This is a genomic window from Rhodococcus sp. 05-2254-5 (assembly GCF_002258575.1).
GTDB lineage: Bacteria > Actinomycetota > Actinomycetes > Mycobacteriales > Mycobacteriaceae > Rhodococcoides > Rhodococcoides fascians.
On record NZ_NOZG01000019.1, the window covers coordinates 14,385 to 29,301 of the forward strand.

The window sequence follows — 14,917 nt, forward strand, 5'->3', positions numbered from 1 at the left end:
GGCATGTCAGGACGCTCCTGGGACCAGGCTTTCGGCGGTGACACCGAGAACCTCGGCAATCTGCTCCGTGGGAATGGCACCGACCCGCAAGATTCGTGCGTGCTCACCGGTCAGGTCCACGATGGTGGAGGCCACCGCGTGGTCGGCCGGCCCCCCGTCGAGATAAACCGCTGCAGATCCACCGAGTTGTTCTCGCGCCTGCGTCACCGTGGTGGCGGGCGGACTTCCCGAAATATTCGCACTGGACACCGCCAGCGGACCTACTTCCCGAAGGAGCTCGAGCGCGACCGGGTGCAGCGGCATCCGGAGCATGACGGTTCCCTGAGCATCACCCAGATCCCACGCCAGCGACGGTGCCTGCTGGACCACGATGCTCAATGCGCCGGGCCAGAAGGCTCGAATCAGATCTCGGGTCCGCGGCCGGACGCTCTGCACCAGGCCGTCGATCGTGTTCCACGAACCTACAAGGACCGGGACCGGCATATCGCGTCCCCGCCCCTTGGCGCGCAGCAGGTCGGTGACCGCGCTGCCGTCGAACGCGTCGGCGGCGATCCCGTAGAGCGTGTCGGTGGGCATCACGACGAGTCGACCGGATTTGAGGGCACCGCGCGCTGCGGTCAATCCGGCAGCCCGCGCATCGGCTTCACGGCAGTCGTAGACGGTACTCACTCCGCCTATCCTTCCACCTTCGGTAACGAAGTGATGTCAGGTGCCGCCGGCTTGCCGCCTTGCCGCTCAGGCAGAGGGCGGCGTCGCCCGTGCCGCCACGACGAAGCGGGGGCGGCCGGCCAGGTCCGGATGCTCGGTGACCTGGGTGAAGACTCGTCGCCGAGACAACAGAGCAGCGACGCCCTCCCCGTTCGAGTCGTCGTGCTCGATGGCGACTCCGCCGCCGACACGTAGCCACCGCGCGATGTTGCCGATCATCGGCTCGATGACCGACAACCCGTCCTCGCCGCCGAAGAGCGCGATGTGCGGATCGTGGTCGAGTACTTCCGGATCGAGCTCGGCCCCGTCCGGAATGTACGGCGGGTTCGCGACGATCATGTCCACCGAGCCGTCGAGGTCGGTCAACAGCTCCCGAGAAGTGACGTCTCCGTGATGCAACGTGATCGGCGAATCACCCTGCTCGGCACGCAGATCCGCGTTGCGCCGGGCCCACGCCAACGCCGATGGATCGAGCTCGACGGCGTGCACGACGGCATCCGGGCGTGCGTTCGCGATGGCCAGCGCCAGCGCGCCCGACCCCGTGCACAGGTCCAGCACCACGGGCGGGTGATGGCCGACGTTCTCGAGAAAAGCGAGCGCCCACGCCAACAGCAACTCGGTTTCGGGACGTGGAACGAACACCCCGGGACCCACCTCGACATCGATGTTTCCCAATGACGTCGTTCCCGTGATGTATTGCAGGGGAATACGTTTCGCGCGCTGCTCGACTGTTCGGAAGTACGCCTCGACGAGTTCGGGCTCCACCAACGGCACCAACCCCAGCCGACCGCGATCGACTCCGACGAGGTGCGCGGCGAGTAGCTCCGCATCCACCCGAGGGCTCGGCACACCGGCGGCCTCGAGCATCGACGTCGCTTCGAGGATGGCTAGGCGTAACGGCTTGCGGCTCACTTGTACAGACTGCCACGGCGGTCCGACACCGGACTCACAGCCGCCCCAGCAACTCCGACTTCTTTGCGAAGAACTCGTCGTCGGTCAGAAATCCCTTCGCATGCAGACCGGCGAGCGCCTCGATCGCAGCGGTGATGTCCGAGATGTCGACACCGGTGTGAGCAGGTGAACCCGACTGCGCAGACGCGAAATTCTGTGCGTCCGGCTGCGGCTGCTGCGACGAAGTCATGTTCTGCGGTGGCGCGTCGGCGGACCGTTGGTCGACGCGCGGCAGACTCGCCGCGGTGAACGTGCCGTACTGGCTGGTGAACTCCACCGAACCCGGACCCCCACCCTGCTGCTGTTGCACTCCGCCGATGGAGTGATCGAGGGTGTCGTACACCGCCAATTCCCCTCCCACGAGGACGGCGAGGCGACGAGATCCTGGAAACACCGCGTACTGCGATCCGTTCTGGCCACCGCTCGAACTCGGCGAACCCAGATCCGACGGCCACCACGATCCCCCGCCGAAGGAAGTGCCGCCGAACGATCCCGTACCGGCATCTCTCGGCGGATAGACCTGATGCTGCGCCAACACGGCGGACAGATCGCGGCACAAACCGTCGACCCGACTTTTGAGGCCGTGATCGAACATGTTGCCCACCATCGTCATACCGCCGCGCATCCACTGCCCACTGCCGCCGAGCTCGGGAATGTTGAACTGCGCCATGGTGCCGCGGCCGTTGTTGACGGCGTCGAGCATGGTGCGGACCGCGTCGGTGGACACCCCGTAGCGGGAAGCGAGTTCGGTGACGGCGTTCTCGCCTGCGGGGGTCAAGGCCTGGTTCATCTCGGGTGTGCCTTTCATGGCGCGCGGGCGGGTCGAATTTGATCGCCAGGGTATCTCGAGATTCGTTCGATCAGCAGCGCGAGAACCGAAAACGGTTGGCGCGCAGTTATTCTGCTTGCATACGTTCGTCGCGGTCGGCCTTCGCGAGCGCGTCGAGCAGTGCATCCATGTCACCGTCGAGCAGAGCGTCGAGGTTGTGCGCTTTGAATCCGATGCGGTGATCGGTGATGCGGTTCTCGGGGTAGTTGTACGTCCTGATCCGCTCCGAGCGGTCGACGGTACGCACCTGACTGGCTCGGCCGGCCGAGGCCTCTTCGTTGGCCGCTTCCTCCGCGGCCGCCTGCAGACGCGCCGCGAGCACCTGCATCGCACGCGCCTTGTTCTGCAACTGCGATCGCTCGTTCTGACAGGTGACGACAATGCCGGTGGGCAAATGGGTGATGCGGACAGCGGAGTCGGTGGTGTTGACACCCTGACCGCCCTTGCCGGACGAGCGGTAGACGTCGATGCGCAGATCGGTTTCGTCGATCTGCACTTCCTCGACCTCGTCGGGCTCCGGATACACCAGAATGCCGGCCGCGGAGGTATGCACGCGTCCCTGCGATTCGGTGACCGGCACCCGCTGCACGCGATGGACGCCACCCTCGAACTTCAGCCGCGCCCAGACGCCGTCGAGCGGATCCTTGGTCTTGATCGACAACGTCGCGTCCTTGTAGCCACCCAGGTCCGAGACGTTCGCGTCGAGAACCTCGACTCGCCAGCCGCGGCGTTCGGCGTAGCGGACGTACATCCGCGCCAGGTCGGCCGCGAAGAGCGCCGACTCCTCGCCGCCCTCACCCGACTTGACCTCCATCACGATGTCGTCGCCGTCGTGCGGGTCGCGTGGTGCCAAAAGATCGGTCAGCGTCTGTTCCAGGTGCAGAACTGTTGCCTCGAGCTCGGGAATCTCTGCGGCGAACGACGAATCGTCGGCGGCGAGTTCACGTGCGGCTTCGAGGTCGTCCTGAGCGGCGGTCAACTTGGTGTGCGCCGACATGATCGGTGCCAGCTCGGCGAACCTCTTGCCTGCCCTGCGCGCTGCGGACGGGTCGTTGTGCAGGGCGGGGTCGGCCAGTTGCTGCTCGAGGCCGGAGTGTTCGGCGAGGATGTCGTCGATGGCCGAAGGCTTGTCTGTTCTCGCCATGGTGACGACTCACTCTCCGAACTGGTGAAACCGGGTATGGACACAAAAAAGCCGACGCCCGCCCTGTAGTTCACAGGACGGGCGTCGGCGAAACAGCTAGCTGTCTGCGTCGGCCTTCTTGCCGGCGCGCTTACCGTAGCGAGCCTCGAAGCGAGCGACGCGACCGCCGGTGTCGAGAATCTTCTGCTTGCCGGTGTAGAAGGGGTGGCACTGCGAGCAGACCTCGACGCTGATGCGCTCTTTGTCGGTGGTGCTTCGGGTCTCGAAAGTATTGCCGCAACCACAGACGACTGTCGTCAGTGTGTAGTCGGGGTGAATTCCTGCCTTCATGGTGTCCTTACCGTTCTTTGTAATGGTCGCCGGGTCGCCTTCGCTGATCGAAGACGTGAACCGGAACCGGACTCGGCCGTTGATTATGCCAGAGCGTGTATCTGCCCTGCTAATCGTCGGTACTTCTGTGCCGACAGATGCTTACAACGCGGGCACCTGCCCTCTTGTTCCCCGGACCCTCGGACCCGGGGAACACGGGATCAATCGTTGATGCCGCCGGGAGCTGTCTTCGACACTTCCATCAGGAATTCGAGATTGTTCTTGCTCTTCTTCAGGCGATCGACCAGCAGGTCGATGGCCTGATGCGAGTCGAGACCGGACAACACGCGACGCAGCTTGTGCACCACGGCCGCCTCGTCCGGAGCGAGAAGAAGCTCGTCGTGACGGGTGCTGGACGGGTTGATGTCCACCGCGGGGAACACCCGACGCTCGGCGATCTTGCGATCGAGCTTGAGCTCGGCGTTACCGGTTCCCTTGAACTCCTCGAAGATCACGGTGTCGCCGGTGGATCCGGTCTCGACCATGGCCGTGGCGATGATCGTCAGCGATCCACCGTGCTCGATGTTTCGTGCCGCGCCGAGGAATCGCTTGGGCGGGTACAGCGCGGTCGAGTCGACACCACCGGAGAGGATGCGGCCCGAAGCAGGCGAGCTGTTGTTGTACGCGCGGCCCAGTCGAGTGATCGAATCGAGCAGGACAACGACGTCCTGGCCGGCCTCGACCAGACGCTTGGCACGCTCGATCGCCAGCTCGGCGACCGCCGTGTGGTCACCCGGCGGGCGGTCGAAGGTCGAGGCGATGACCTCGCCCTTGACCGAGCGCTGCATGTCGGTCACTTCCTCGGGACGCTCGTCGACGAGGATGACCATCAGGTAGCACTCGGGGTTGTTGATGGCGATCGCGTTGGCGATGGCCTGCAGAACGCTCGTCTTACCGGCCTTCGGGGGGCTGACGATCAACGCGCGCTGACCCTTACCGATGGGCATCACCAGGTCGATGATGCGCGTGGTCAGGATGTTCTGCTGGGTCTCGAGGCGCAGCCGCTGGTTGGGGTACAGCGGGGTGAGCTTGCCGAACTCCGGACGCTTGCGCGCGGCCTCGACCTCTCCCCCGTTGACGGTATCCAGACGCACCAGCGGGTTGAACTTCTGACGCTGACCCGACTGCTCACCTTCACGCGCCACCCGAACGGCACCGGTGACGGCGTCGCCGCGGCGAAGGCCGTTCTTGCGCACCAGGTTCATCGACACGTAGACGTCGTTCGGTCCGGCCAGGTAACCCGAGGTCCGAACGAACGCGTAGTTGTCGAGAACGTCGAGAATGCCGGCTACCGGCTGGAGAACATCGTCCTCGCGGATCTCGGTGTCGCGCTCGCGACCGCCGCCGCCCTCGTTGCCCTCGCCGCGGTCGCGTCCACGACGACGCTCACGGAACCGTCGACCCCTGCGACCGCGGCCTTCGCCGTCGTCGTCCTGGTTGTTGTCACGGTTGTCGCGCGGGCCGTTGTTGCGGTCCTCGTTGCGATTGTCGTTTCGGTTGTCGTTGCGGTTGTCGTTGCGGCCGTCGCCTTGATTGCGATTGCGTCCGCCACGGTCGTTCTGATTGCGGTTGCCGTTCTCACGGTTGGAGTCGCGGTTCGAGTTGTCCCGGTCGCCCTGGTTGCGGCCCGCATTGTCGCGATTGCCGCCGTCCCGGTCCCCCTGGTTGCGATCGCCCTGGTTGCGATCGCCCTGGTTGCGGTTGCCGTTGTCGGTGTCACGCGGTTCGCGCTCGGCACCGTCCTGGCGGTTGCGCTCGCCGCGGCTACGACGTGGGCGCTCCGCTGCGGCGTTCTCGCCGGAATCGTCCTGCTTGTCGGTGGTCTCCGCTGCAGCGGTCGACTCCGCGGTAGCGGGGGCCGATGCGGCCGTGTCGCCGCTGCCGTCCAGTGGCAACTGGTCGGGCGCACCTGCGCGGCGACCCGCGGCGCGGCGGCCCCGGGTGCGACGTCCGGCCTCGGGTGCTGCGTCCGACGTGTCGGCAGCCGTCGCAGGCTCGGGAGCAGTGTCGATTGCGGGTCGTTCGTCGGCAACCGTTGCCGACGCAGCAGCGCGTCGAGCCTTGGGAGCGTCGGCCTTCGGTGCATCGCTCTTCGGCGCATCGGACTTCGGCGCAGCGGACTTGGCCGGCGCGGTGCCCGATTGACGCTCGGTGATGGCCGCGATCAGATCGCCCTTGCGCATGCCGGAGATGCTCTTGATGCCGAGTTCGCCAGCGAGGCTGCGTAGCTCGGTGAGAACCATTCCGGACAGGCCGGCGCGACGGCGTGACGTTTCGGGCGCAGAGATGAGTTCCGTATCGGTCACGGAGGTCCTTTCCTTCCCTCGCTCGCTCGATGCGCAGCCGAGGGTTCGTTCCGCAGCTCGGCTTTCTGCCGAACTCGGATATTGCCGTTCATGTTCGACGCACTCCGCCGACGACACCATCGGTCCGGGACCGCAGCGAACTACGGGAAGGACCGAGCCAGGAGCGTCACATCACTCGGACGTTCTGAACTCCCCCGAATACAGTGACCTGATTGCCCTGACGAAACCGGCGTCTGAAGCGCACGATGTACGGACAGGGTTCACCATAGCGTCGTTGTCCTCGCTCGGCAAGAACCCTATTCGGTGTCGGTCATGCGACCGTGACTCCGTCGGCCACCTCGAGGTCGAGAACTCGCCATCCCTCGGCCAGCGCAGCGTCGCGCAGATCGGCCGGGAATTCTTCGGTGCACAGGGCCATGACGGTAGGGCCTGCTCCCGACACCACCGCGGCGATCGAGCGGGCGCGCAACGTCGCGATCCACCGGGTGGTGTCGGGCAGCGCCTGTGCCCGCTGGCCCTGATGCAGTAGATCCTCGGTGGCAGCCATCAGCAGATCCGGACGCTCGGTCAATGCGACGACGGCGAGCGCACTGCGACTGACGTTGAAGGCGGCGTCGCGGTGCGGCACCAACTCCGGCAGCAATCCCCGTGTGTGCGAGGTCGAGGAGCGCTCGGAGGGCACGAGCACGACGACCTTGATGCTGGGATGTACGTCCAGGCGCACGGCGGCGTACTTGCGTGCCGTCACACTGGCATTGGGCGGTTCGCTCCACGACACGACGGCACCGCCGAGGCAACTCGCCGACGCGTTGTCGGGGTGCCCCTCGAACTCGGACGACAACTGCACCAACTGACTGTCCGACAACGACAGCGCGGGGTCCACCTTCGACGCGAGTGCATTGGCCGCGGCGAGCCCGCCGACCACGGCCGAGGCCGAGGATCCGAGACCTCTCGAATGCGGAATGACGTTGCGGCAGTGGACATTCAATCCATCCGCCCACACTCCGGCCGCTTCCAGACCCCGCTCGATGGCCCGCACGACGAGGTGCGTCGGTCCCCACGGAACGTCCGCCGACCCCTCACCGTCGACGTGGATCGACAGGCCCGACGCCGTGGTCGTGACCTCGATCTCGTCGTACAGGCCCAAAGCCATTCCGAGACTGTCGAATCCGGGGCCGATGTTGGCACTGGAGGCCGGCACACGCGCGGTCACCGTGAGCCCGATGGGAAGCGTCTTCGTCATTGCCGGAGATTCCGTCAACTCAGGCCAGCTCGAGCGCAGCCGCAACAGCGACGGGATCGACCGAAATCGGTTCCACGACAGGCATTCCCGACAGTGCAGTGTCGGGATCCTTGAGACCGTTGCCGGTCACCGTGCAGACAACGGTCAGGCCCGGCTCCAGCCACCCTTCCTTTCGAGCCGCCAACAGTCCGGCGACGCTGGCCGCGGAGGCCGGTTCGACGAACACGCCCTCGGTCTTCGCAATCAACCGGTACGCCTCGAGGATCTCCTCGTCGGTCGCGGCCCGGAATGCTCCGTTCGATTCTTCCTTGGCATTGACGGCACCGTTCCAGGATGCGGGTGAGCCGATCCGGATTGCGGTCGCGATCGTTTCCGGGTCCTTCACGGGCGCACCGTGAACCAGAGGAGCGGCACCCGCGGCCTGCACGCCGAGCATCCGCGGCTTGCGGGTGGTGAGGCCGTCGCGGAAGTACTCGGAGTACCCGCGCCAGTACGCGGTGATGTTGCCCGCGTTGCCGACCGGTAGAGCATGGATGTCGGGTGCATCGCCGAGGGCGTCGCAGATCTCGAACGCCGCGGTCTTCTGCCCCTCGATACGCACGGGGTTGACGGAGTTGACCAGACCGATCGTCGGGAACTCGGCCGTGGTCTTGCGCGCCAGTTCGAGGCAGTCGTCGAAGTTGCCCTGGACCTGAATGATCTTCGCGCCGTGCATGACTGCCTGAGCCAGCTTGCCCATCGCGATCTTGCCCTGCGGAACCAGTACGGCACAGGACATGCCGGCCTTGGCCGCGTAGGCCGCAGCGGACGCCGAGGTGTTGCCGGTGGACGCGCACAGCACTGCTTCTTGCCCACGGGCGAGCGCGTCGGTGACGGCCATGGTCATGCCGCGGTCCTTGAACGAGCCGGTGGGGTTGAGTCCCTCGACCTTCAGGTGCACTGTGCAGCCGGTCAATTCGGACAGGTGCCCGGCGGGCAGCAGCGGGGTGCCGCCCTCGCGCAGGGTGACGGTCTTCCAGTCGGGACCGATCGCCAGACGCGAGCGGTACGCCTCGATCAGACCGGGCCAGGGGGTGTGGACGCTCATACTGTGGTGCCTTCCAATCTGAGAACGCTGGCGACGTGGACGACCACGTCCAACTGCTCGAGGGATGCAACGGTGTCGGACAGTGCGGAATCGGCCGCGAGGTGCGTGACCACGACGAGCCTGGCCCCGTCACCCGCGCCGTGCTGGCGCACGGTGGAGATGCTGACGTCGCGCTTGGAGAATTCGGCGGCCACGGTAGCGAGAACGCCGGGCTTGTCGGCCACCTGCATGCTGACGTAGTACCGGGTGAGGATGTCACCCATCGGGGCCACCTTGAGCTTGGCGTACTTGGACTCGAGTGGGCCGCGGCCTCCGTAGAACTTGTTGCGCGCGGCCATCACCAGGTCGCCGAGCACAGCGGACGCCGTCGGCGCGCCGCCCGCACCCTGGCCGTAGAACATCAACCGGCCTGCGGCCTCGGCCTCGACGACGACGGCGTTGAACGCGCCGTTCACCGACGCCAACGGGTGATCGAGCGGAACGAGTGCCGGGTAGACCCGGGCCGAGATGCGCTCCTTGCCCTTGGGCGTGGTGATGCGCTCGCAGATGGCCAGCAATTTGATGGTGCAGTCGAGAGACTTCGCGGTCTCGAGGTCGTCTGCAGTGATCTTGCTGATGCCCTCGCGGTAGACGTCGCCGGCCGTGACCCGAGTGTGGAACGCGATCGAGGCGAGGATGGCCGCCTTGGACGCGGCGTCGTAGCCCTCGACATCGGCGGTCGGATCGGCCTCGGCGTATCCCAGTCGCCCTGCCTCGGCGAGGGTTTCGGCGTAGTCCGCACCGGTCTCGTCCATGGCCGACAGGATGAAGTTGGTGGTGCCGTTGACGATGCCCGCGACCTTGTTCACGCGGTCGCCTGCCAAGGACTGCATCAACGGCCGCACCACCGGAATGGCCCCGGCGACAGCTGCCTCGAAATACAGGTCGGCGCGCGATTTCTCGGCCGCGTCGGCCAACTCTCCGGTGTATTCGGCGAGCAGGGCCTTGTTCGCAGTGATGACGGACTTGCCGTTCTCGAGCGCCGACAACACCAGCTTGCGTGGGATGTCGATACCGCCGAGCACCTCGACGACGATGTCGACGTCGTCGCGACCGACCAATTCGGCCGGGTCGTCGGTGAGCAGTTCGGCCGGTACTCCGCGATCGCCGTCGATCCGACGTACCGCGATTCCCCGAATCTCCAGTGGCGCACCGATTCTGGCCTCGAAGTCCGCTGCATTCTCGGTGATGATCCGGACGACCTCGCTACCGACGTTTCCGAGTCCGAGTACGGCGACGCCTATCGGCTTCGATGTCATGGCTGAACCTCCAAGCTGAGCAGATCTTCGATGGTTTCCCGCCGCAGGATCAGGCGCGCACGCCCGTCCTTGACCGCGACCACAGCGGGCCGCGTCAGCAGGTTGTAGCGGCTGGACATGGAGTAGCAGTAAGCACCGGTGGCTGCGACGGCGAGCAGATCACCGGGCCCGACGTCGGCCGGCATCCACGTGTTCTTGATGACGATATCGCCACTCTCACAGTGCTTTCCGACCACGCGAGCCATCACGGCGTCGGCGTCGCTGGTACGCGAGACCAAGCGGCAGTCGTACTCGGCCTGATACAGCGACGTACGAATGTTGTCGCTCATACCGCCGTCGACACTGATGTACCGCCTGCGGGTGGCGTTGTCGACGGTGACGTCCTTGACGGTGCCCACCTCGTAGACCGTCACGGTGCCCGGCCCGGCGATGGCTCGACCCGGCTCGACGGCAATGGTCGGAACCGGCAAACCGGCCGCGGCCGACTCCGTCTCGACGATGCTCGCCAGCTTGGCCGCCAATTGGTCGACGGGCGGCGGATCGTCACTCGGTACGTACGAAATACCCATGCCGCCACCGAGATCGAGCGTCGAGATCTGCGAGGTCTTGTCCACACCGAACTCGGCGACGATGTCGCGCAGCAGCCCGATGACCTTGTGCGCAGCCAGCTCGAAACCGTCGACCTCGAAGATCTGCGAGCCGATGTGACTGTGCAGCCCCACGAGACGAAGGTTGTCTGCGGCGAACACCCGACGGACGGCTTCGATCGCCGAGCCGTCGGCGAGCGAGAAGCCGAACTTCTGATCCTCGTGGGCGGTCGCGATGAACTCGTGCGTGTGTGCCTCGACGCCGACGGTGATACGAATCAGCACGTCCTGCACCACACCGGCCGAACCGGCCACGGCGTCGAGACGGTCGATCTCGATATTGGAGTCGAGAACGACGTGCTCGACTCCGGCACTCACTCCGGCCTCGAGCTCGGCCACGGATTTGTTGTTGCCGTGCATCGCAATTCGATCCGCCGGGAATCCGGCAGCCAGGGCGATGGCCAGCTCACCGCCCGAGCAGATGTCGAGCGAGAGACCCTCGTCGGCCACCCAACGAGCGATCTCGCCACACAGAAATGCCTTGGAGGCGTAGTGAACTCGTTCGGGTGCCCCGAACGCAGCGGCCATCTCGCGGCAGCGTGCGCGGAAGTCGTCCTCGTCCACGACGAACAGTGGGGTGCCGTACTGCGCCGCGAGGTCGGTGACCGACACCCCCGCGAGCCGAACCGTGCCGTCGTCGCCGCGTGCCGCGTTGCGTGGCCACACCTGTTCGGGAAGCGTCGTCATGTCCGACGCGGCGCTCGGACGCTCGGACATCGACTGCTTGGCTGGGGCATCGGCGTGCTTGGGCCCTGCCGGATGTGCGCTCACATGCGCTCCGGTGCGCTGACACCGAGCAGTTCGAGGCCGTTGGCCAGAACCTGTCGGGTTGCGTTGCCCAATGCCAGTCGTGCGGTGTTCACAGGTCCGGGCTCCTCGTCTCCTTGGGGAAGTACTCGACACGCGCCGTAGAACCGGTGGTAGGCCCCCGCCAGTTCTTCGAGGTAGCGGGCGATCCGATGTGGTTCGCGTAGTTCGGCGGCACTGGCCACCACCCGCGGGTACTCGCCGATCGTCCTGATCAACTCGCCCTCCTGCTCGTGCGTCAGCAGGCTCAGATCGGGATCGTCGCCCGAGATCCCCAGTTCGGCGGCATTGCGCGCGAGCGATGCCAACCGGGCGTGGGCGTACTGGACGTAGTACACCGGGTTCTCGTTGCTGGCGCTGGCCCACAGGGCGAGGTCGATGTCGATGCTCGAGTCGACGGACGACCGGATCATGACGTAGCGCGACGCGTCGACGCCGATGGCTTCGACCAGATCGTCGAGCGTGATGACGGTGCCTGCCCGCTTGCTCATCTTCACCGCGACGCCGTCGCGAACGAGGTTGACCATCTGCCCGATCAGCACCTCGACGGTCTCGGGGTCGTCGCCGAATGCAGCGGCGGCGGCCTTGAGTCGACCGATGTAACCGTGGTGGTCTGCTCCGAGCATGTAGATGCACAGGTCGAATCCGCGCTGACGCTTGTTCTGGAAGTACGCGATGTCGCCTGCAATGTAGGCAGCATTACCGTCGCTCTTGATGACGACGCGATCCTTGTCGTCGCCGTACTCGGTGGACCGAAGCCACCATGCACCGTCTTCCTCGTACAGGCTCCCCGAGCTCTTGAGGTAGTCGACCGATTTTTCGACGGCACCGGACTCGAAGAGTGAGTTCTCGTGGAAGTAGACGTCGAAATCGACACCGAATTCGTGCAGGTTGGCCTTGATGCGGTCGAACATCAGCTGGGTACCGATCGACCGGAAGGTCTCGTCCTGCGCCTCGGGTGCCAGCGCCAGCGCTTCTGGCTCCTTCGCCAGCACCTGCTGTGCGATCTCGGCGATGTACTCGCCCGCATACCCGTTCTCCGGTGCCGGCTCTCCCTTGGCCGCGGCGATGAGCGACCGGCTGAAGCGATCGATCTGAGCGCCGTGATCGTTGAAGTAGTACTCGCGAGTGACCTCGGCTCCGTGCGCGGTCAGGATGCGTCCGAGGGCATCGCCGACCGCAGCCCATCGGGTTCCACCGAGGTGCACCGGTCCGGTGGGGTTGGCCGAGACGAACTCGAGGTTGACCTTCTTGCCTGCCATCGAGGATCCGTTGCCGAACTCGGCACCGGCGGCCAGCACGCGGGCAACGATCTCGCCCTGCGCTGCGGCAGCCAGCCTGATGTTCAGAAAGCCGGGGCCTGCGACGTCGGCACTGGCGATCGCGGCGTCGGCCGCGAGCGCCTCGGCGAGCCAGCCGGCGAAATCACGGGGATTGGCTCCGGCCTTCTTCGCCACCTGCAGCGCCACATTGGTGGCATAGTCACCGTGCTCGGGATTGCGGGGACGCTCGACCGTGAGCTTCGCAGGGAGAACGGATGCGTCCAGGCCGCGGTCGGCAAGCACCTTGGCGGCGGTCGCGTGAAGCAATTCGGCAAGATCGGCGGGAGTCACAGGTAGCCATCCTATTGGCTGGTGTGCGGCATACTCGCATCCACTGCCCGTCCGAGCGCGGGGCCACCTGGCCCGATGCGGTCCACACGGGCTCTGAGCACGCTCTCAGACAGAGAACGTACAGTAGGGGCGCTCTGCGCGGACGACCGTCGAGCACGGCCGTCACCAGCAGATACGTACCACCAGCGCTACCGACCACCCACTTTTCCTCGACTGAGAGAGCAACCACAGCGATGCCAACGGGTCCCGACAAAGGCAGTCAGAACAAGTCGGCTGCGAAGGCAGACAAAGCCATCAGTGCAGCCAACAAGAAGTCAGCTCGCAAGAAGCAGGGCGGTGTCCCCGCCGCCAAGGGCAGACAGATTCCCTGGCTGACGGTTGCCGGTGTCGTTGTGGTCGTCGGACTCGTCGTGGGCCTCGGGGTCAACCTCTACCCCAAGTACCAGGACCGCGCCGAGGCGCAGAAATTCGCGCCCAGCGAGAGCAATCAGGATCCGTCGACGGGAATCGACGGCGTCACCATCAAGGAATACCCGGCAGCCCTGCACGTCGGGCGCGCGCAACGCGTCGCCTACGACCAGACGCCGCCGTTCGGTGGACCGCACGATGCGGTGTGGGCCACCTGCACCGGCATCGTCTACCCCGAGGCCATCCGCACCGAGAACGCTGTGCACTCCCTCGAACACGGAGCGGTCTGGGTGACGTACAACCCCGACGACCTCAACGAAGACCAGATTCAGTCCCTCGCCGACCGCGTCGACGGGGAAACGCAGATGATGATGTCGCCGTACCCGGGCCTCGACACTCCCGTCTCGCTGCAGTCCTGGGGTCACCAGCTCAAGCTCGACAGCGTCGACGACGAGCGCATCGGTCAGTTCATCTCGGCTCTGCGCCTCAACCGATTCGCCTACCCGGAGGTCGGTGCCAGCTGCGCATCCGTGCCCGGAGTCGGTGACAACGCGTTCGATCCCGACAACCCGCCGCTGTTCGACGCTTCGGCCCCGGGTGCGGACGCCGTTCCGATGGACGGCGCAGGCATCACTCCCGACGCCAGCGAGACCAGCGGCGCAGGCGGAATGCCGAGCGGCCTGCCCGGCGGAGCACAGTTGCCCGGCGGAGCACAGCTGCCCAGCGATCTCCAGGTGCCCGCGAGCTGATGACCGAATCGACAGTCGACTCGGTCGACGGCGTCCCCGAGACCAAGCGGAGCCAGCGCACTGCGCTGGTCGCCTTGGCCGTGATCGCCGTACTGGCGATCGGATTCGCGCTGGGCTTCCTGGCGCAGAATCCGTTCCGCAGCGGTGACAACTCCCCCGCAGCAGATTCGGTCGACGTCGGATTTGCCCAGGACATGACGGTGCACCACAACCAGGCCATCGAAATGGCCGCGGTCGCGTTGACCAACGCGCCCGATCAGGCCGTCAAGAGCCTGGCGTTCGACATGCTCACCTCGCAACAGAATCAGGTGGGCCAGATGCAGGGCTGGCTCGCATTGTGGGACCGCGCGCCGATCTCGACCGACGGCTACATGACCTGGATGACGGCCGACGACTCTCACGGCCATTCGATGGGCGGCATGTCGATGGAACCGGGATCCTCCGATCCCACCAGAGCCATGCCCGGCATGGCCAGCTCCACCGAGCTCGCCGCACTACGCCAAGCGACCGGAACCGACGTCGACGTCATGTTCTTGCAGCTGATGCTGCGTCACCACGAGGGCGGCCTGGCGATGATGGAGTACGCCCAGACACACGCGCAGTCTCCTGCGGTGATCAACCTGGCAAAGTCCATGGTGGCAACGCAGACGAGTGAGTCGACTCTGATGAAGCAGATGCTCGCGGCGAAGGGTGCGCAGCCGCTGCCCGAGGGGTGATTTCGACTCGCGTCGCACATGCGCTAGTCTTTCGTACAGCCC

13 protein-coding genes are annotated in these 14,917 nt (G+C 65.7%); 2 read left to right on the top strand and 11 right to left on the bottom strand.

The window, feature by feature from the left end:
- Positions 1-6: 6 nt before the first annotated feature.
- The 11 genes from CH278_RS11605 to argS all read right to left on the bottom strand — a co-directional run bounded on the left by CH278_RS11605 (position 7) and on the right by argS (position 13,002).
- Positions 7-669, bottom strand: a complete 663-nt coding sequence (locus CH278_RS11605) for an L-threonylcarbamoyladenylate synthase (protein ID WP_027497908.1) — start codon at positions 667-669, stop codon at positions 7-9.
- Positions 670-735: 66 nt separating this feature from the next.
- A complete protein-coding gene (gene prmC, locus CH278_RS11610) occupies positions 736-1,620 on the bottom strand; it encodes a peptide chain release factor N(5)-glutamine methyltransferase (RefSeq protein WP_027497909.1) in 885 nt (294 codons plus the stop codon).
- Between the two features lie 34 nt (positions 1,621-1,654).
- A complete protein-coding gene (locus CH278_RS11615) occupies positions 1,655-2,449 on the bottom strand; it encodes an SHOCT domain-containing protein (protein WP_094621971.1) in 795 nt (264 codons plus the stop codon).
- A gap of 106 nt (positions 2,450-2,555) precedes the next feature.
- Positions 2,556-3,632, bottom strand: coding sequence for a peptide chain release factor 1 (prfA, locus tag CH278_RS11620; protein ID WP_094621949.1), 1,077 nt, complete (start codon positions 3,630-3,632; stop codon positions 2,556-2,558).
- 96 nt (positions 3,633-3,728) lie between these two features.
- On the bottom strand, positions 3,729-3,962 hold the full coding sequence (gene rpmE / locus CH278_RS11625; RefSeq protein WP_008715081.1) for a 50S ribosomal protein L31: 234 nt from the start codon (positions 3,960-3,962) through the stop codon (positions 3,729-3,731).
- 200 nt (positions 3,963-4,162) lie between these two features.
- Complete coding sequence (gene rho, locus CH278_RS11630) at positions 4,163-6,307, bottom strand: transcription termination factor Rho (RefSeq protein WP_080735671.1); 2,145 nt, start codon at positions 6,305-6,307, stop codon at positions 4,163-4,165.
- 310 nt (positions 6,308-6,617) lie between these two features.
- The gene (gene thrB, locus CH278_RS11635) at positions 6,618-7,550 is read right to left on the bottom strand and encodes a homoserine kinase (RefSeq protein ID WP_032365577.1); all 933 of its coding nucleotides are present in this window, start codon (positions 7,548-7,550) and stop codon (positions 6,618-6,620) included.
- A gap of 19 nt (positions 7,551-7,569) precedes the next feature.
- A complete protein-coding gene (thrC, locus tag CH278_RS11640) occupies positions 7,570-8,637 on the bottom strand; it encodes a threonine synthase (RefSeq protein ID WP_027497914.1) in 1,068 nt (355 codons plus the stop codon).
- Positions 8,634-9,935, bottom strand: a complete 1,302-nt coding sequence (locus CH278_RS11645; RefSeq protein ID WP_027497915.1) for a homoserine dehydrogenase — start codon at positions 9,933-9,935, stop codon at positions 8,634-8,636. Before CH278_RS11645 ends, thrC begins: the two co-directional genes overlap by 4 nt.
- On the bottom strand, positions 9,932-11,353 hold the full coding sequence (lysA, locus tag CH278_RS11650; RefSeq protein WP_032365576.1) for a diaminopimelate decarboxylase: 1,422 nt from the start codon (positions 11,351-11,353) through the stop codon (positions 9,932-9,934). The genes CH278_RS11645 and lysA overlap by 4 nt, the downstream gene beginning before the upstream one ends.
- Positions 11,350-13,002, bottom strand: coding sequence for an arginine--tRNA ligase (argS, locus tag CH278_RS11655; protein WP_027497917.1), 1,653 nt, complete (start codon positions 13,000-13,002; stop codon positions 11,350-11,352). Before argS ends, lysA begins: the two co-directional genes overlap by 4 nt.
- Before the next feature lie 233 nt (positions 13,003-13,235).
- On the opposite strand from argS, the gene CH278_RS11660 reads away from it, so the two are divergent.
- Positions 13,236-14,159 (top strand): DUF3105 domain-containing protein, encoded by a 924-nt coding sequence (locus tag CH278_RS11660; protein WP_027497918.1) that lies wholly within the window; start codon positions 13,236-13,238, stop codon positions 14,157-14,159.
- Positions 14,159-14,875: a DUF305 domain-containing protein gene (locus CH278_RS11665; RefSeq protein WP_027497919.1), complete on the top strand. Its 717-nt coding sequence runs from the start codon at positions 14,159-14,161 to the stop codon at positions 14,873-14,875. Before CH278_RS11660 ends, CH278_RS11665 begins: the two co-directional genes overlap by 1 nt.
- The last annotated feature ends 42 nt before the right edge of the window (positions 14,876-14,917 follow it).